16 protein-coding genes are annotated in these 17,627 nt (G+C 58.9%); 3 read left to right on the forward strand and 13 right to left on the reverse strand.

All coding sequences use genetic code 11. The features are described from left to right. The first annotated feature begins 31 nt into the window (after positions 1 to 31). Positions 32 to 496, forward strand: coding sequence for a chemotaxis protein CheW (locus tag GA0061103_RS11690; RefSeq protein WP_069612836.1), 465 nt, complete (start codon positions 32 to 34; stop codon positions 494 to 496). Between the two features lie 269 nt (positions 497 to 765). Here the strand turns inward: GA0061103_RS11690 and GA0061103_RS11695 are convergent, their stop codons facing one another. The 3 genes from GA0061103_RS11695 to GA0061103_RS11705 all read right to left on the reverse strand — a co-directional run bounded on the left by GA0061103_RS11695 (position 766) and on the right by GA0061103_RS11705 (position 2,258). Then, complete coding sequence (locus GA0061103_RS11695; protein ID WP_092711315.1) at positions 766 to 1,260, reverse strand: CreA family protein; 495 nt, start codon at positions 1,258 to 1,260, stop codon at positions 766 to 768. A 189-nt stretch (positions 1,261 to 1,449) separates the two neighbouring features. Further along, complete coding sequence (locus tag GA0061103_RS11700) at positions 1,450 to 1,893, reverse strand: SRPBCC family protein (protein WP_092711316.1); 444 nt, start codon at positions 1,891 to 1,893, stop codon at positions 1,450 to 1,452. Positions 1,894 to 1,931: 38 nt separating this feature from the next. Further along, positions 1,932 to 2,258, reverse strand: a complete 327-nt coding sequence (locus GA0061103_RS11705; protein ID WP_092711318.1) for an ArsR/SmtB family transcription factor — start codon at positions 2,256 to 2,258, stop codon at positions 1,932 to 1,934. Positions 2,259 to 2,595: 337 nt separating this feature from the next. Between GA0061103_RS11705 and GA0061103_RS11710 the strand changes: the two genes are divergently transcribed. After that, positions 2,596 to 3,132, forward strand: a complete 537-nt coding sequence (locus GA0061103_RS11710; protein WP_092711320.1) for a GNAT family N-acetyltransferase — start codon at positions 2,596 to 2,598, stop codon at positions 3,130 to 3,132. A gap of 42 nt (positions 3,133 to 3,174) precedes the next feature. Here GA0061103_RS11710 and ligA read toward each other — a convergent pair whose 3' ends face one another. Continuing rightward, positions 3,175 to 5,325: an NAD-dependent DNA ligase LigA gene (gene ligA, locus GA0061103_RS11715; RefSeq protein ID WP_092711322.1), complete on the reverse strand. Its 2,151-nt coding sequence runs from the start codon at positions 5,323 to 5,325 to the stop codon at positions 3,175 to 3,177. Between the two features lie 346 nt (positions 5,326 to 5,671). Here ligA and GA0061103_RS11720 point away from each other — a divergent pair, with 346 nt between their 5' ends. Beyond that, positions 5,672 to 6,412 (forward strand): CDP-diacylglycerol diphosphatase, encoded by a 741-nt coding sequence (locus GA0061103_RS11720; protein WP_092711323.1) that lies wholly within the window; start codon positions 5,672 to 5,674, stop codon positions 6,410 to 6,412. A 165-nt stretch (positions 6,413 to 6,577) separates the two neighbouring features. Here GA0061103_RS11720 and GA0061103_RS11725 read toward each other — a convergent pair whose 3' ends face one another. The 9 genes from GA0061103_RS11725 to aqpZ all read right to left on the reverse strand — a co-directional run bounded on the left by GA0061103_RS11725 (position 6,578) and on the right by aqpZ (position 17,549). Continuing rightward, entirely contained in the window at positions 6,578 to 7,210 is a 633-nt protein-coding gene (locus GA0061103_RS11725; RefSeq protein ID WP_092711325.1) for a DapH/DapD/GlmU-related protein, read from the reverse strand. A gap of 200 nt (positions 7,211 to 7,410) precedes the next feature. Further along, positions 7,411 to 9,084, reverse strand: coding sequence for a DNA repair protein RecN (recN, locus tag GA0061103_RS11730; protein ID WP_092711327.1), 1,674 nt, complete (start codon positions 9,082 to 9,084; stop codon positions 7,411 to 7,413). Between the two features lie 12 nt (positions 9,085 to 9,096). Then, entirely contained in the window at positions 9,097 to 9,966 is an 870-nt protein-coding gene (locus tag GA0061103_RS11735; RefSeq protein WP_208603511.1) for an outer membrane protein assembly factor BamD, read from the reverse strand. A 288-nt stretch (positions 9,967 to 10,254) separates the two neighbouring features. After that, a complete protein-coding gene (gene lpxC, locus GA0061103_RS11740; RefSeq protein WP_092711331.1) occupies positions 10,255 to 11,211 on the reverse strand; it encodes a UDP-3-O-acyl-N-acetylglucosamine deacetylase in 957 nt (318 codons plus the stop codon). 329 nt (positions 11,212 to 11,540) lie between these two features. Then, positions 11,541 to 13,283: a cell division protein FtsZ gene (ftsZ, locus tag GA0061103_RS11745; protein WP_092711333.1), complete on the reverse strand. Its 1,743-nt coding sequence runs from the start codon at positions 13,281 to 13,283 to the stop codon at positions 11,541 to 11,543. A 103-nt stretch (positions 13,284 to 13,386) separates the two neighbouring features. Continuing rightward, the gene (ftsA, locus tag GA0061103_RS11750) at positions 13,387 to 14,718 is read right to left on the reverse strand and encodes a cell division protein FtsA (RefSeq protein WP_092711335.1); all 1,332 of its coding nucleotides are present in this window, start codon (positions 14,716 to 14,718) and stop codon (positions 13,387 to 13,389) included. Then, positions 14,715 to 15,647: a cell division protein FtsQ/DivIB gene (locus GA0061103_RS11755; RefSeq protein ID WP_092711337.1), complete on the reverse strand. Its 933-nt coding sequence runs from the start codon at positions 15,645 to 15,647 to the stop codon at positions 14,715 to 14,717. Before GA0061103_RS11755 ends, ftsA begins: the two co-directional genes overlap by 4 nt. Continuing rightward, the gene (locus GA0061103_RS11760) at positions 15,635 to 16,561 is read right to left on the reverse strand and encodes a D-alanine--D-alanine ligase (RefSeq protein ID WP_092711339.1); all 927 of its coding nucleotides are present in this window, start codon (positions 16,559 to 16,561) and stop codon (positions 15,635 to 15,637) included. The genes GA0061103_RS11755 and GA0061103_RS11760 overlap by 13 nt, the downstream gene beginning before the upstream one ends. A 301-nt stretch (positions 16,562 to 16,862) precedes the next feature. After that, complete coding sequence (gene aqpZ / locus GA0061103_RS11765; RefSeq protein WP_092711341.1) at positions 16,863 to 17,549, reverse strand: aquaporin Z; 687 nt, start codon at positions 17,547 to 17,549, stop codon at positions 16,863 to 16,865. Positions 17,550 to 17,627 lie beyond the last annotated feature (78 nt).

The raw sequence follows: 17,627 nt of genomic DNA on the forward strand, positions 1-17,627 counted from the left end.
TGCGGCGATGCCAAACGGGAAGTTCTCGAATATGACGAACGCCATCAAGCAATCGGGCACCTATCTGGAAATCGTCTCCTTTCACCTTGGCGATCAGGAATTCTGCATCGACATCATGGCGATCCGCGAAATCCGCGGCTGGGCCCCGGTGACGCCGATGCCGCATACGCCGCCATACGTGCTCGGCCTCATCAATCTGCGCGGCGCCGTAATCCCGGTCATCGATATGGCCTGCCGCCTCGGCATGAAGATGACGGAACCTTCAGAGCGCTCCGCAATCATCGTCACGGATATTGCCGGCAAGCTGGTCGGCCTGCTGGTCGAACAGGTCTCGGATATGATGTCGATCAAAAGCGAAGATCTGCAGCCGGCTCCGGAAATCATCCCCGAAGCTCAGCGCGCCTTCTGCCGCGGCATCGTGGCACTGGAAAAGACCATGGTCTGCTTCCTCAACCTCGATACGGTCATTGCGGATCAGTTGGCACAGGCAGCCTGATTTCAATAAGTTAGCTTACCAAAAGAAGATCGCCCTGGAGCCGAGCTCCAGGGCGATCGCTTTTTATACAACCGGTTTTGGCAGGGGTGTAGCCAATCACACGGTCTTGCAGGCCGTGAACAGGGGCGAGAGTCGCCTCCGTGTTCGCCTTCGAAATTGCATCAAAAAGGTGCAGACCGAAAGCAACTAGAAGGAATTCGACAACCCAAGAGTATGACTTTTTTTGGTATTATCTTTCTACGGGTTATTTTTGAGGTATAGAAATACCATCATTTCGGCTTGCCATTCTTCCACGTAACCTGCTGGCCGAACAAGGGGATTGTCGAAATGGCCATCTTGGCGGAACCATCCACCAGCTGCCGCGAATGGATGAGATAGACCAACGTATCGTTCTTCTTGTCGTAGATGCGGGTGACGACGAGCTTCTTCCAGATGAGCGACAGCCCGGCGCGGAACACCTCCTCGCCGCTCTCGGACAGATTGATATTGCCGATCTCGATCGGACCGGTCTGACGGCAGGCGATGGAATTGTTGGAAGGATCTTCGAACCAATTGCCCTTGCGCAGCCGGTCGATCACGCTGCGGTCGAAATAGGTTACATGGCATGTGACGCCCGAGACTTCGGGGTCCGGCACGGCATCGACCAGAATATCATTGCCTGTCCAATCCACGCCGACCTTGCCGACGACCTCGGCGGAAGCGGAAATGGGTGCCAGAGCCAGAAAAGACCCGGCAACGGCGGCAAAGAATTTGGGTGAACGCATCGATCATCCTCCAACAACAGCCGCGGGGAGCAAGAGCGGCTTGGCTAAGGTAAGATGGTCCCTGAGCGATGCAAGGTGGGACGCCTTATATCCGCGTGCCACGCTTCACGATCGATGTGGCAATGATCCACATAATGGATGCCGCCGCCAAAGCAACGGCGTCCGAATACACGCCGGTAGCGCGTCATCTCACTTCTGGCTGATTGCGACCGTTCCGGTCTCCAGCAGCGATTTGAGATTGGACAGGATCTTCGGCCAGCCACCGGAAACCGCCTCGATGAGTTTGGAGTTTTCAACCTCGATCGCGTGGGTAACGGTCAATTTTACGACGCCGTCCGCCGGCTCCAGTTCCATCACACAGCGCGACCAGCCTTCGGCCTTCAGGTCCGGACGCCACTCATTGCGCCATTTGATGCCGAGACGCCGTGGCGGATCGAACTCGGCAATCTCTCCTGCATCGGCAATCCGGCCATCGGGAAAGAGCATTTTCCACGGCGATCCAACCTTCCACTCGGTGTCATGGACCATATCGAACCAGTATTGCTTAATGAATTCCGGCGTGGTCAGCGCCGACCAGAGCTTTTCCGGCGTGGTGCGGATGAAGGTGACGTAGACGAATTTGCTTCCAGCCATGCCATTTCTCCTTGTTTGAATTTTATTGCTTCTTCAGCTCACGGACCGCCCTGGTCCTCCAGCGCCTTCTTCAAGGCCGAAAGCGCACTCAGATGCCGGCGTTCGAACTTGTTGATCCAGCGTTCGGCGATGCCATTGATCGGGACCGCGTTGATGAAATGCAGCTTCTCGCGTCCATGCTTCTCCGAGGAGACGAGATTGGCCTCCTCCAGAATGGCAAGATGCTTGGCGACCGCCTGGCGGCTCATGTCCAGATCTTCGCAGAGCGCATTGAGGGTTTGCCCGTTCTGCTCATAGAGCCTGTCGAGCAATTGTCGCCGGCTGGCATCCGCCAGCGCCTTGAAGATCGCATCATCATCATCCACGGATACGAAACCATTTGGTTGCCTTTCCTTATTTATAGGCAACCAAATGGTTGCCTGTCAAGTAATATATGAAACGAAGCAACCTCATCGCGCCTTGGGGAGGCAGCGGTTCCATCAAGGGATTTATGCAAGGAACGATTGACAACTTCCGCATCGCGTCGGATCATCCGCCCATGATCGCAAACCGCACAATCGTGATGCACCTTCACACCATCTCTCCCCTTGCAGGGCGAGTGGAAGCTGTGTTGCGCTGAGCTGACCGCGATCCATCTCAACCCTGCCGAGGCGAGCAGGGTTGAAGCTTCCTTGCTCTCCTCATCAATATCAAGGAGAGCCCATGTCTTTCGAAGAGCAAGAACCCGCCAAACGACGATCAGGCAAAATCGGCGCGGTCGAGATTCGTGCCTCGCGCCCGTCCGACGCGGAAGGAATCGCCACGATCGCCAATCTCCCCGGCTTTCGCGCCGGCACGCTTCGCCTGCCCTTTCAAAGCGTCGAGGAAACACGGCAATGGCTGGAGAAGTCATCGCCCAATTCGACCGGCCTTGTCGCCGTGCTTGACGGGCAGATTGTCGGCAATGCCGGCATGAACCGCCTTGCCGGCCGGCGGATTCACAGCGGCAGCATCGGTATGGGCGTGCATGACGACTTTACCGGCTGCGGCATCGGGTCCGCGCTATTGCGCGCTCTCATCGATACCGCCGACAACTGGCTGGCAATCAAGCGTCTGGAACTGACCGTCTATGTCGACAATGCGCGGGCGATCGGCCTCTACGAGAAATTCGGGTTCGAAACCGAGGGGCGTCTACGCGCCTTCGGTTTCCGCAACGGCGAATATGTGGATGCGTTCACGATGGCTCGGCTGAGATTCTGAGCAGTCACGCGGCGGCGGATATGATTCCGCCGCCAACCATCATCAGCCGATCAAATCCAGCCACTCGTCCTCGGTCATGACCTGGACATTGAACTCGCGCGCCTTGTCGAGCTTGGAGCCGGCACCCGGCCCGGCCACGACGATATCGGTCTTCTTCGACACCGAGCCGGAAACCTTGGCTCCAAGGCTCTCAGCCTTCGCCTTGGCCTCGTCGCGCGTGAACTTTTCCAGCGAACCAGTAAAGACGACCGTCTTGCCGGCGACGGGACTGCCTGAGGTCACCGGCTGCTCGGCCTCCTGCGGCTGCACTTCCTCCAGGAGCTTCGCGATAACTTCGGTATTGCGCGGCTCCTTGTAGAATTCGACGATGGCGCGCGCCACCACCTCGCCGATGCCCTCGATATTGTTGAGGTCGTTCCACGCATCACCGCTAAGGGGTGCCGCTTCCTTCATCCCCACCTCGAAGGCCGCGTAAGTGCCGTAGGACCGTGCAAGCAGCTTGGCCGTCGTCTCGCCGACATGGCGAATACCGAGCGCGAAGATGAAGCGATGCAAGGCGATCTGCCGCCGCTCGTTGATCGCTGCATAAAGCTTGCCGACGCTGACCTTGCCGAAACCGTCGATATTTTCCAGCTTCGCAAGCGATGCTTGCTGGCGCTTTTCCAAAGTGAAGATATCAGGCGCAATCCTGATCTGCAGCGCCGGATCCTCGCTCTCGAAAAAGAAATCGATCTGCTTCGAGCCAAGCCCCTCGATGTCATAGGCATTGCGCGAGACGAAATGCTTGAGATGCTCGGTCGCTTGCGCCCGGCAGATGAAACCGCCTGTGCAGCGCGTGACCGCATCGACCTTGCCGGTCTTCTCATTGATATCGCGCACCGCATGGCTGCCGCAGACAGGACACACTTTCGGAAACTCGTAAGGCGCGCTCGACGGCTCGCGCTTCTCCATCACGACATCGACGATCTGTGGGATGACGTCGCCAGCCCGCTGCACGATCACCATATCGCCGACGCGAATATCGCGGCCGTCGCGGATCAGCTCGCCCTTGTTGCCGATGCCCTTGATATAGTCGGCATTGTGCAGGGTCGCATTGGTGACGACAACACCGCCGACCGTGATCGGCTCCAGCCGCGCGACCGGCGTCAGCGCGCCAGTGCGGCCGACCTGGATGTCGATGCCGACCAGGCGCGTGAAGGCCTGTTCCGCCGGAAATTTATGCGCGGTCGCCCAGCGCGGCGAGCGCGAACGGAAGCCGAGGCGGGCCTGCAGTTCCAGGCTGTCGACCTTGTAGACGACGCCATCGATATCGTAATCGAGATCTGGCCGCTGCAGGCCGATCTCCTCGTAGTGACCGAGAATGTCGGCGACTGAGCTCAGCCGTTCCATAAGCGGATTGACCGGGAAACCCCAGGATTTGAAGGTCTGCACCATGCCGTATTGCGTATCGGCCGGCATGTCCGACATCTCGCCCCAGGCATAGGCAAAGAACTTCAGCTTGCGGCTCGCCGTCACCTTCGCGTCGAGCTGACGCAGCGATCCTGCCGCCGTATTGCGCGGATTGACATAGGTCTGCTTGCCCTCAGCCTCCATCTGCGCGTTGAGCGCCAGGAAGTCGCTCTTGGCCATATAGACCTCGCCGCGCACCTCGACGACGGCAGGAGCGCCTGCGGGCAAGGTCTGGGGGATTTCCTGGATGGTCCTGATATTGGCGGTGACGTTCTCGCCCGTCGTACCGTCGCCGCGCGTCGCGGCGCTCACCATGCGGCCATTCTCGTAACGGATGGACATGGAAAGACCGTCGATCTTCGGCTCAGCGGTAAAGGCGATCGAATTATCCGGCAGGCGACCGAGGAAACGATAGACGCTGGCAACGAAATCCTCGACATCTTCCTGCGAGAACGTGTTGTCGAGCGAGAGCATCGGCCTTGCATGGACGACAGGCGCAAAGGTCTCCGAAGGTGCTGCCCCCACCCGCCGCGATGGGCTGTCGGCGCGAATCAGGGCGGGGAACCGAGCCTCGATGGCATCATTGCGTCGCTTCAGCGCATCATACTCGGCATCCGAAATCTCCGGTGCGTCCTTGCCATGATAAAGCGCGTCGTTGCGCGCGACCTCCGCAGCCAGATAGGCAAGCGCCGCCGCCGCTTCTTCCTCGGTCAAATCCTCGACGGGCTTCTGTTCGGTGCTCATGAATCTACACTCCCCGATTTCGAAGATGTTTTAGAGCACTTCCGCGAAAAGTGCGAAGCGGTTTTCAGCCCGGAGCACGTAAAAACAAAGGGAAAAATCCGCAATTCAATAGCCGGGCCGATAAAGGTAGCGGCGGCGCTCACGACAACTTTACGCCATGATCGGTCGCTCTTCATGTTACAGGTGCGGGAAATATCAGCGCCCAGACATCCCTGGTGGAATTCTCTATCCAATTCCTGGGGCAGCAGCTCTTCCGCGTCTATCGCAGGGGATTTAAGGTAGGCTATATTGTGAGAACCACATCTCCGGAAGTGATTGGATCATCAGCAGAAATTCGAAACCACGCATGAAGCACCGTCTTACCGTTCTCTCTATTTTCCTTGTTATTGCAGTCATGATCATGAGCTCGTTCGTCAGCCGTTCCGCTTTGGGGCTGGTCGTTAGAGCTTGCGAAGTCAACTCTACCCTCACAGGCTCACCATATCCGTGTCTCAAGTTAGTCCAGTCGCAGGACCCATTGTCTTCATACGTTGTTCTTCGCGAGCCTGCTGACAAAGAACGCACGATCCTTGCACCGCTTGCCGATGTACCCGGCATCGAAGACCCACGCCTTCTGGCCGCGGGAGCACCGAACTATTTTGACGAAGCGTGGAGAGAGCTTTCGGCAATCGATCCGCGTGCAATGAAGGCTTCGCCACAGAATTTTGCGCTTGCGATAAACGCTGCCAGCTGGCGCACGCAAGATCGGCTTCATATCCACATGGGGTGCGAGACGCCTCGCTTCAGGGCTTTGCTGAAGAGCCATGTGACGGAGATTGAAAGCGGCCGGTTTACAGATTTGAAGACCAGAGCTGGTTGGTGGGCAACCTTCCATGCAGCCGACGACCTCTCGAATTTGAACCCACTGAAGCTCGTCGCAGACGGAGTTGATGGCGCCCGCTCAAATATGGAAAACGTCGTGGTCGGCGTTTTCGGCTCGATATTGCCGGATGGACAGCGTGGTTTCTATATTCTCGCGAGAATAAACGAAGCACACAAATCCCGCGGGTCCGCGGAGGACATGATCGATCCTAAGTGTCAGCTCTAATGCGTGTCGCACAAAAGCGTGCCCATCAGCGGAACCAGGAGCCTTACGAAGCTCCGACGACAAGCTACGTCACACAGCCGTATTTCGTCACTCACTACCAGCACACCACACCCATTCCGCAGAATAGTCAGGCCAAAGGCTGACGGCAAAATCGTCAGAGGCGGGTTAAGACCAGCGCTCGCAAAAGGCTTCGATGTCGCTTGACTGAAAATCGGCAAGCCGCTCCATGATGGTTTCGAAGGGCCAATTCCACCAGGCGATAGACGCAAGTCTCTCTGCGATGGTTCGTGTGAAGCGCTCTCGAATGAATTTGGCGGGAATGCCACCGACAATCGTATATGGTTGGACATCTTTGGTGACGACCGCGCCTGCTGCAAGCACGGCGCCGTCTCCAACCTTTACGCCGGGCAAAACGATCACGCCGTGACCAATCCAGACATCGTTGCCGATGACAGCGCGGTCTTCCTTTCGCTGATCGAAAAAGGCGTGATCCCGGACGGCGCCTGCCGCATAATATTCCGGACAGTAGGTGAAGCGGTGCATGGATGGGCGGTCCATTGGATGATTGGGAGCGCCAATCCTGACTTCCGCCGCAATGGCACAGAACTTTCCAATCGTTGCGTCACCGACAATGCAGCGCGGCCCCAAGTAAGAGAAATCTCCGATTTCGGCCGTGTGCAAAGATGTGTCCGCCAAAATCTCACAGCATCTGCCAACGCTCGAATCCCTTATGTTCGCCGTCGGGTGGATGACGGTTTCTGCGATTTTTGGCCGATTTGGCTGTGCAGTCGAATGCATTGAAAGTCTCCGGATTCTGGCCTGCCTAACCGGGGACGATGAAGGATATATGACGCAAGACCGTCGAAAAACCGAAGCAACATGCCGGCGGCAGATGATGAGTTCAGGCGCGCGTCAGCGCTATCGTCGCTGAGCTTGCTGCTATGTCCGCTTCGGGCAAGTCGTCGCAGGCATATCCCTCGACAACACCATAGGAGAGATCACCCGTTACCAGCCAGCAAGCGCTTGGCGGCCGCCCTCGCCTCTTCGGTTACCGAAGCACCCGCGAGCATGCGAGCGATTTCCTCGGTGCGATCCTTCGGTTCCATGGTTGCGACGCGCGTGGAAATCTTTTCCGAGCCGTCCGCAACCGGTCCCTTGGAGATCAGCAGATGCGTTGCGGCGCGGGCCGCGACCTGTGGCGCGTGGGTGACCGACAGCACCTGCACGCGATCGGACAGGCGCTTCAGCCGCTGGCCGATCGCATCGGCAACCGCGCCGCCGACGCCGGTATCGATTTCGTCGAAGACGAGGGTCGGCGCCGAGCCGCGATCGGCAAGCGCAACCTTCAGCGCCAGCAGGAAACGCGACAGCTCACCGCCGGAGGCAACCTTGGTAATCGGCCCCGGCCGCGTGCCAGGATTGGTCTGCACGTGGAATTCTACGACATCGATGCCCTCGGCCGTCCCGGCCTCTGGATCGCTTGATATCTCCACCATGAAACGCGCGCGCTCAAGCTTCAGGGCCGGCAACTCGGCCATGACGGCTGCGGCAAGAGCCTCGCCGGCATGGCGACGTTTCTCCGACAGACTGCGCGCGGCAACATCATACTCCGCCTTGGCGGCGGAAAGCTCCGCGGCAAGGCGCGACAGCCTCTCCTCGCCCGCATCAAGATCGGCGAGATCCGAAATCATGCGCGCTGCCAAGGCCGGCAGTTCCGTCACCGGCACCGAATATTTACGCGAGGCACCCCGCAGCGCGAACAGACGCTCTTCGACGCGCTCTAGTTCGCGCGGATCATATTCCGTCTTGCGGAGTGCTGCTTCTACTTCCATCTGTGCGTTGGAAAGCTGGTCGAGAGCGGCGTCGAGCAGCGCCACAGTATCTTCCAGCAGGCCCGGCGCCTCGTGGCTCTTGCGCTCCAGCCGGCGCACCAGCGATGCGATATGCGGCACAGGCGATGCGTTGCCATTGAGGAATTCGGAAGCCTCGGCGATATCGCCGGCGATGCGCTCGGCCTTCATCATCCGCGAGCGCTTTTCGGCAAGTTCATCCTCTTCGCCGTCCTGCGGCGAGAGCTTCTCCAGCTCCTCGACAGAGGCGCGGAGATAATCCGCTTCACGCGCGGCCTTCTCGACCTGCTCCCGGTGCCTCTTCAAAGTCCGATCGGTATCGCGCCAGACCTTGTGCAGCCCGCCGACCTCCTGCGCCTCTTCGGCGAGGCCGGCAAAGGCATCCAGCAAGGTGCGGTGCGCGTCGGTATCGACGAGCGCGCGGTCATCATGCTGACCGTGAATTTCGACGAGGAGCTGGCCGATCTGGCGCATGAGCTGTACGCTAAGCGCCTGGTCGTTGACAAAGGCCTTTGTACGCCCGTCAGCGGATTGGACGCGGCGGAAGATCAGATCGCCGTCATCATCGATATCATTGTCGCGCAAAAGCTTTCGGGCCGGGTGCTGCGTGCCGACATCGAAAACCGCAGTCACCTGGCCACGATCCTCGCCATGGCGCACAAGCCCGCCATCGCCGCGCCCGCCGAGAGCCAGCGACAGACTGTCAAGCAGGATGGATTTGCCCGCACCCGTCTCGCCGGTCAACACCGAAAGTCCGGACTCGAAGGCAAGATCCAGCCGCTCGATCAAAACGATATCGCGGATCGAAAGCTGGATCAGCATCTGCGCTCAATCTCACGTCCCAAGAAGAAGTTTTTTGCCCGCTCTGGAAATCCACGAGCCCGAGTTTTCACTCGGCTCTACGCCGCCCTTCTGCAGCAGCTGATAGGAATCCTTATACCAGCGGCTGTCCGGATAGTTGTGGCCGAGAACGGCAGCCGCCGTTTGCGCTTCGGGTACGATACCCATCGCATAATAAGCTTCGACGAGCCGCGCCAGGGCTTCTTCGATCTGGTTCGTCGTCGGATACTGCTCCACCACCACGCGGAAGCGGGAAATGGCAGCCAGATAATCCTTGCGCTCCAGATAATAACGGCCGACCTGCATTTCCTTGCCGGCAAGCTGATCCTTGGCGAAGCGGATTTTTTCCTGAGCGTCGCTGACATATTGCGACTTCGGATAGGTATTGACGAGCTTGGTCATCGCCTCGATCGTCTGCTGCGCCGCACGCTGGTCCTGCGTCACGTCGACGATCTGCTTGGCATAGGACGAACCGACCAGATACTGCACATAGTCGGCATCTTCCGAGCCCGGATATTGCTTGAGATAGGTATTGCCGGTCTGCACCGCATCATCATAACGACCAGTGCGATACTTCACGAAGGTGCTCATCACCAATGCCTTGCGAGCCCATTCGGAGAAGGGCTGCTGCTGATTGATGGCATCGAACTTCTTGCCGGCCTCCGTCATGTTGCCGGCCTTGATGTTGGCAAGGCCCTGATTGTAGAGCATCTCCGGCGGATCGGTCTCGACACCGAGCTTGGTGATGTCGATATCCTTTTTCGTATTACACCCCGTCACCACCGCACCGGTACCGGCCAGAAGGAGCGATACGAGCAAAGCCCGTGCTGTGATATTCATGCGTTCAGACCTTGCAAAACCCATCGGATGACTGTCCCATAGCCGTCGTTGCGGAGACGGCGTTCTCTCGCTGGCGTTTCTAGCCGCAAAAACACCATCAGGGCAACGCATTGATGGTGCATTAACGCATTTTTGTGGCAAAGACCGCATATCCGCAGCCTTTAATCACTGTTTTGACAGGGATTTCTCATATCGGCCCGCACCGTCCTGCCGCCGCTTCGCGACCGAAGACAAACCCGATGAGTCGTCCGTCAAAAAAAGAGCCGCCCTTCATCAGAGCGGCCGCCTTTTTTCATTTCGATCCCGAAAAAATCACGCCGACCAGGGAGCGAATTCAGGGGCGTTGACCGCAATGAACTCGCGGCCGTGACCGCGTTGACGCGGTGCAGAGGTTTCGACGACTTCATAAGCCGAAGCGTCGCTGAGCAGTGCCTTCAGGGCATTCGCATTCATGCGATGGCCGCCGCGATAGGAGCGGTAGCAACCAATGAACTGTGCACCGGCGAGAGCCAGATCGCCGACCGCATCGAGCGTCTTGTGGCGGACGAACTCGTCCTTCGCGTAACGCAGGCCTTCGACGTTGATGACGGTGTTGTCGTCAGAAATGACGACGGAATTTTCCAGCGACGAACCCAGCGCATGACCCGAAGCCCAGAGGGGCTCGACATCGCGCATGAAGCCGAAGGTACGGGCGCGCGACAGTTCCGTCTTGAAGGTCTCGGCGGTCAGGTCGCCTTCCCACTTCTGGCGGCCGATCAGCGGGCATTCGAAGTCGATCTCGACTTCGAAGCGCGTGCCGTCATACGGACGAAACTCACACCAGGAACCGCCTGCTTCGATCCGCACCGGCTTGATGACGCGGATGTAGCGACGCTTGACGCCGAGCGAAACGACACCCACCTGCTCGATCGCCTCGATGAAGGGATAGGAGCTGCCGTCCATGATCGGCATTTCCGCACCTGACACTTCGACGACGACGTTATCGAGGCCGATCGCATAGATCGCCGCCATGACATGCTCGACCGTCGCGACGGAGCGCGCCGGAGAAAAACCGAGAACCGTGCAGAGATCCGTATTGCCGACCTGCGAGGAAACGGCACGCAGTTCGGTCACATCGCCATTGTCGTGCAGGCGCTGGAAAACGACACCGGTGCCGGCTTCGGCGGGGTAGAAGGTGATCGACACGTTAGCACCGGAATGAACGCCAATACCGGAAAGTGTCACAGGGTTTGCAATGGTGGTCTGAAAACCAAGCAATCCAATTGCCATGTAATTCTGCCTTCGTCTATCTGATCCAGGCCGGGCGGTCATCTTCGGACACTTACCCTTATCGCCGGTTCAGTCTGTTAACTATGCCACGCACCTCACATACATTCGTCATCGAATGTGATTCAGCGGGCTTGCTTGATATCTACATACGCGCCAGGACATCGCATTCCAAATCACTGTTTCTTTCGTTTTGTTACGAAAGCAGCAGATTGAAATCATTGAATAATTTTAAATATTACAACAGGTATAAAATAAGGAAATCCGGGGTCTTTCGGCCCCGGATTTCATCAAGATGGTTAGCAACCTATTAAAAGGCTGCCCTTTGCGGGTCAGTTCGACTGGCGGCGCAGGAAGGCCGGAATCTCGAGCTGATCGTCCTCATGGCTTGCCATGCGAGCCTGCGGAGCCTGGCGGCCATGATCGTCGAGGTTGCCGCGACGCGGAGCGTAGAGGCTTGCTTCCGGCGACGGCGCACGACGCTGCTGCGGAGCGGCGTTGTTCGTCGGAGCCATCATGTCGTCGAAGGCCGGATCCTCTTCGCGGCGGCCGAGCGAATTGGTGATTCGCTTCAGGAGACCCATTGGGCCACGCTCTTCGGTCGCCTGGGCGGCTGCCGGCTGGGCGCGATGTTCCATTTCGGCCTTAACGACCGGCGGGAAATCCTCGACCTTCGGCATGCGGACCTGCTCGGGAGCCTGGCGAATGACCGGCTGCTGATGCATGACCGGCGCCTGCTGCTGAGGCTGCGGCTGAACCGGAGCCTGACGGACCGGCTGGGCTTCCGGGGCTGCTGCGAAGATGCGGCTCTGCGGACGGAAGTTGTCTTCCGGCGCTGCGGCCTGCGGCATGACCGGCTGCTGCTGGGCATGTGCCTGGCGGCCCATTTGGAATTCCAGTTCGCGCTCCAGATCGGCTTCTACCGCACGAATCGTCTGAGCAACCGGATCGACAGTGCGAGGAGCCGGAGCGGCAGCCTGTGCGGTCTGGGCCTGCGCGACGTGGGCAGGCTGAGCTGCGGCCGCTACCGGAGCGGCGGCCGCGGAAGGACGCATAGCGGGCTTCGCGGCCGGGCGGAATTCCATACCTCTGTCTGCGGCTTCGTTCATCGCACGGTCGATGCCCGTTGCAACGACGGAAACGCGGATGATGCCTTCAAGCGATTCGTCGAAAGTGGCGCCGAGGATGATGTTGGCGTCGGGATCGACTTCTTCGCGGATGCGGGTTGCAGCTTCGTCGACTTCGAATAGCGTCAGGTCACGGCCGCCGGTGATCGAGATCAGCAGGCCCTGTGCACCCTTCATCGAGGTTTCGTCGAGCAGCGGGTTGGCAATGGCGGCTTCAGCAGCCTGCATTGCACGGCCCTGGCCGGAAGCCTCGCCTGTACCCATCATGGCGCGGCCCATTTCGCGCATGACCGAACGGACGTCGGCGAAGTCGAGGTTGATGAGACCTTCCTTCACCATCAGATCGGTGATGCAGGCAACGCCCGAATAGAGAACCTGGTCGGCCATCGAGAACGCGTCGGCGAAAGTCGTCTTGTCGTTAGCGATACGGAAGAGGTTCTGGTTCGGAATGACGATCAACGTGTCGACCGACTTCTGCAGTTCCTGGATGCCCATTTCGGCCAGACGCATGCGGCGGCCGCCTTCGAAGTGGAACGGCTTGGTCACGACGCCGACGGTCAGGATGCCCTTGTTGCGAGCGGCCTGTGCGACGACCGGAGCAGCACCCGTACCCGTGCCGCCGCCCATGCCGGCGGTGACGAAGCACATATGCGTCCCGTTCAGGTGATCGATGATTTCATCGATGCACTCTTCAGCAGCTGCACGGCCGACTTCCGGCTGCGAACCGGCGCCGAGACCTTCCGTGACGTTGACGCCGAGCTGGATGATCCGCTCTGCCTTCGTCATGGTCAGCGCCTGCGCATCGGTGTTGGCGACGACGAAATCGACGCCCTGCAAGCCTGCCGTGATCATGTTGTTGACGGCATTGCCGCCACCGCCACCAACACCGAACACGGTGATTCGCGGCTTAAGCTCGGTGATATCTGGCTTATGCAGCTTGATAGTCATTGTACCCGTTCCTTCTCTTTATGGCCGCATCGCCACGCCGGCCAATTCACTCGATTTCACTTGCCTGACGCTTGCCCCGGAATGGATTTCCGGGATCAGGCACTCAAAAACTCTCTTTCAGCCATTGGCCGACGCGGCCGATCCGGCTGTTGTTGCCTCCAAACGACGAGAGCAGACCGCTGCTCGGCGCATGTGTTTCCATGTCTGCGACCTGCGGATAGATCATCAGTCCCACAGCGGTCGAAAAAGCCGGCCCCTTGGCTGCCGTCGGCAAACCAGACACGCCCATCGGACGACCGATGCGGACATTGCGGGCAAGTACCCGGCGCGCCACATCGGGCAGACCGGTCAGCTGGCTGGCGCCGCCGGTCAGGACGACGCGCTTGCCGACGATCGGGCTGAAGCCCGAACGCTGAATGCGATCGCGAATGAGTTCGAGGGTTTCCTCGATACGAGCCTTGACGATGCGCGACACCAGTGCTTTCGGCACCTGTGTCGGCTGGTCACGCTCGTCTTCGCCGATCGGCGGGATGGAAATCAGTTCACGCTCTTCCGAAGAATTCGCGAGCGCCGAGGCATGGACGACCTTCAGGCGCTCCGCATCCTCGATGCGGGTGGAAAGGCCGCGGGCAAGGTCGGTGGTGACATGATGGCCGCCAAGGCTGACGGCATCGGTATGCACGAGCTTGCCCTCGGCAAAGACCGAAATCGTCGTGGTGCCGCCGCCCATATCGATCGCAGCGCAGCCGAGCTCGACCTCATCGTCGACCAGAGCTGCAAGGCCGCTGGCGTAGGGTGTTGCCACCATGCCTTCGACCGAGAGATGGGCGCGATTGATGCAGAGCTCGAGATTGCGAAGTGCCGCGCGCTCTGCCGTCACCACATGCATGTCGACACCAAGAGCATCGCCGAACATGGCCAGCGGATCGCGGATGCCGCGCTCGCCGTCCAGGGAATAACCGGTTGCCAGCGAATGCAGCACGGCGCGCTCCTGGCGGACCGACTGCTGGCAGGCTGCGGCCAGAACCTTCTTGAGATCGTTGGACTCGACTTCTTGACCGCCGAGATCGATGGTCGCCGTGTAGATGTCGCTGCCGAGACGGCCGGCGGAAACATTGACGATCAGACTATCGACAGTGAGGCCAGCCATACGTTCTGCAGCATCCACCGCAAGACGGATGACACCTTCCAAAGCATCGAGATCGGCGATCACGCCGGTCTTGATGCCGCGGGAACGCTGATGGCCGATACCGATGATCTCGATATTATGCGTGCGGTTCGGGAGAACCTGGCTCTCCTCGCGCGGCGTCAGGCGGCCGATCATGCAGACGACCTTTGTCGAGCCGATGTCGAGGACCGACACGATATGCGACCGCTTCGAAGAGAGCGGCTTCAACCGAGGCAGGCCGAAATGGGACGAACCGAATAAGCTCATGTATCCTGACCTGCTTTCTTCAAAGCCTTGTTTCTTGCATCGACTGCGGCCTGGCGACGAACTGCGGCATCCGGGGTTAACTCAATGGCGGTACGATCATCGATACGGAGATCGACGGCAGCGATATCGCGCTGCAGAAGGTTTTCGTCCTTGTCGAGCTTGGTCAGCCGTGCGAGCGCACCATCGATGTTGTCTTCCGGCAATTTGATGATGACGCCGTTATCCAGATAGAGATCCCAGCGACGGCCGGCGACACGCACGAAAGCCTTCACGTGGTCGCGAACATCGGGCCACTTGGCAAACTGGTCGTCGATGGAGGCGGCTGCGGTTTCGGCATCGCGACCGACGAAGAGCGGCAGCTTTGCGAACTTGTTGTCGCGCAGCGGCGCAATCACGCTGCCATCCTTCTGGATCAGCGAAAGCTCGGAACCGTGCTGCCAGATCGCATAGGCCTTGCGCTCCTTGAGCTTCACCTCGACGGTCCGCGGATAGACCTTGCGAACCTCGACATTCTGAACCCAGGGCAGATTCGCGATCTTCTGGCGGGCCGCATCGGCATTAAGGGCAACGAGCGAGGTCGTGCCGTCGAGGCCGAGCAGCTGCAGGATCTCGATTTCTGAGGTCTCGTCATTGCCGGAGACCTTCACATCCTCAATCGCAAAACCCGCAGCAGACGTCGTTGCTTCCGCGACCGCCTGGGTGTGGCCACCGACCGACATGCCATAAAGCCCGGTCGCAGCAAGGAGAACGAGAGTCGAGATAGTTCCCGTATGAGCGGGAATGTTAATGCGACCCGAACCAAGACTGACCAGGAAGCGAACGGCGCGGCGCAGCGGACGCGGCAGGACAAATGCGTCCTCGACGTCGTCGATGGCGAGCGGGACGCGATGACGGGACCGCCTTATATTTTTGACCGTCAGCGCAAACACGACGCGTCCTCCACCATCCACCGGAGAAATTCACCAAAAGAGTAGCCGGCATGCGCGGCCATTTCAGGCACCAGGGAGGTAGGAGTCATGCCGGGCTGGGTATTGATCTCCAACCAGACAAGTTCGCCCTCTTCGGAAAAGCGATCGTCAAAACGGAAGTCAGATCGACTAACACCGCGGCAGCCGATAGCTTCATGCGCCCTTAACGATAATGTTTGTATCTTTTGGTAAAGATTCGGTGAAATTTCCGCCGGCAAGACATGTTTTGAACCACCTGCCGCGTACTTGGCATCATAATCATAGAAGCTGTGGCCAAGAGGCACGATCTCGGTCACACCCAGAACCTTGCCACCCATGACGCCACAGGTCAGCTCGCGGCCGTGGATATAACGCTCGACCAGAACCTCATCGCCATAGCGCCATTCGGCCGACGTAATGATCTGCGGCGGATGCGCCTGGCCTTCCCTGACGATCACGACACCGAAACTGGACCCCTCGCGCACCGGCTTTACGACATAGGGCGGCGGCATCGGGTGCTCGCGAACGATATCGAAGCGATCCATGACGATCGAACCGGCAACCGGAACACCGGCCGCGGCGGCAACCGTCTTCGCGCGGGACTTGTCCATAGCAAGCGCCGAGGCAAGCACGCCGGAATGTGTGTAGGGAATCTGCAGATATTCCAGAATGCCCTGAATGGTGCCGTCTTCGCCGAAAGGACCATGCAATGCATTGAAGACCACATCGGGCTTCAGCTCAGCCAGGCGGCTGGCAACGTCATGATCGACATCGACGCGAGTTACCTGGAAGCCTTCGGCTTCGAGGGCATCGGCACATGCCTTTCCCGAGGAAAGGCTGACCGGCCTCTCCGAGGAAAATCCGCCCAAAAGGACAGCCACATGCTTGCCACCCATCAATACCCCCGACTCCACGGTCTCTAACTTTGCTTTTGCTGGGCCTCGCCTAACCGCGATTCTCACCCCGCTTTCAATAGGTCGATTAGAACGACATTAAGGTTAATGAAGCGTTTACTTTCGTTAACTTTCCGCCGTCCCGGCGATGGTCGAATGGTTCGAATCAAACCGACTTAAAGAATTCTGCCATTGGAATCATGGAGTTGCTACTTTTGAAATCGCTACATTTAGATTTTTTTAAACAATGAGCCCCGCATCGATAGTTCGATACGGGGCTCAAGGCATTAAAATGACGACGATATCACTCGCTGTCGTCGACCAGTTTCCAGACCAGTCCACCCAGCGCTCCGCCGACGATAGGGGCGACCCAAAACAGCCAAAGCTGCTGCAAAGCCCAACCGCCGACAAACAGTGCCTGCCCCGTCGAGCGGGCCGGATTGACCGACGTGTTGGTGATCGGAATCGAGATCAGATGGATCAGCGTCAACGCCAAGCCGATGGCGATCGGCGCGAAGCCGGCCGGCACCTTGCTGCTCGTCGAGCCCAGAATCACGACCAGGAAGAACAGCGTCAGCACGATTTCGGCCACCAATGCCGACACCATGGAATAGCCGCCGGGAGAATGTTCCCCATAGCCGTTCGCAGCAAAGCCTCCGAGCTGGAAATCAGCCTTGCCGCTTGCGATCAGATAGAGCACCGCCGCCGCGGCGACCGCGCCGATCACCTGCGCGATAATATAGGGAATGAGCTGCCCGCCGGGAAAGCGGCCAGCCACCGTCAGGCCGACCGAAACGGCCGGATTGAAGTGCCCTCCCGATATGCCGCCGACGGCAAAAGCCATGGTCAGCACGGTCAGACCGAACGCAAAGGCAACGCCTAGAAAACCGATACCGAGGCTCGGAAATGCCGCTGCGAAGATCGCACTGCCGCAGCCGCCGAATACGAGCCAAAACGTCCCAAGAAACTCAGCGATGAGTTTTTTCTGCATGAAATCCTTCTCCTCAGCCCGCAATCCAAGCGAGAATCGGCCATTGGTGAAAAAGATTCCGGTAAGGACTCGCCGGAG

It is taken from the genome of Martinezella multihospitum, from assembly GCF_900094585.1.
In the GTDB taxonomy this organism is placed as follows: Bacteria; Pseudomonadota; Alphaproteobacteria; order Rhizobiales; family Rhizobiaceae; genus Rhizobium; species Rhizobium multihospitium.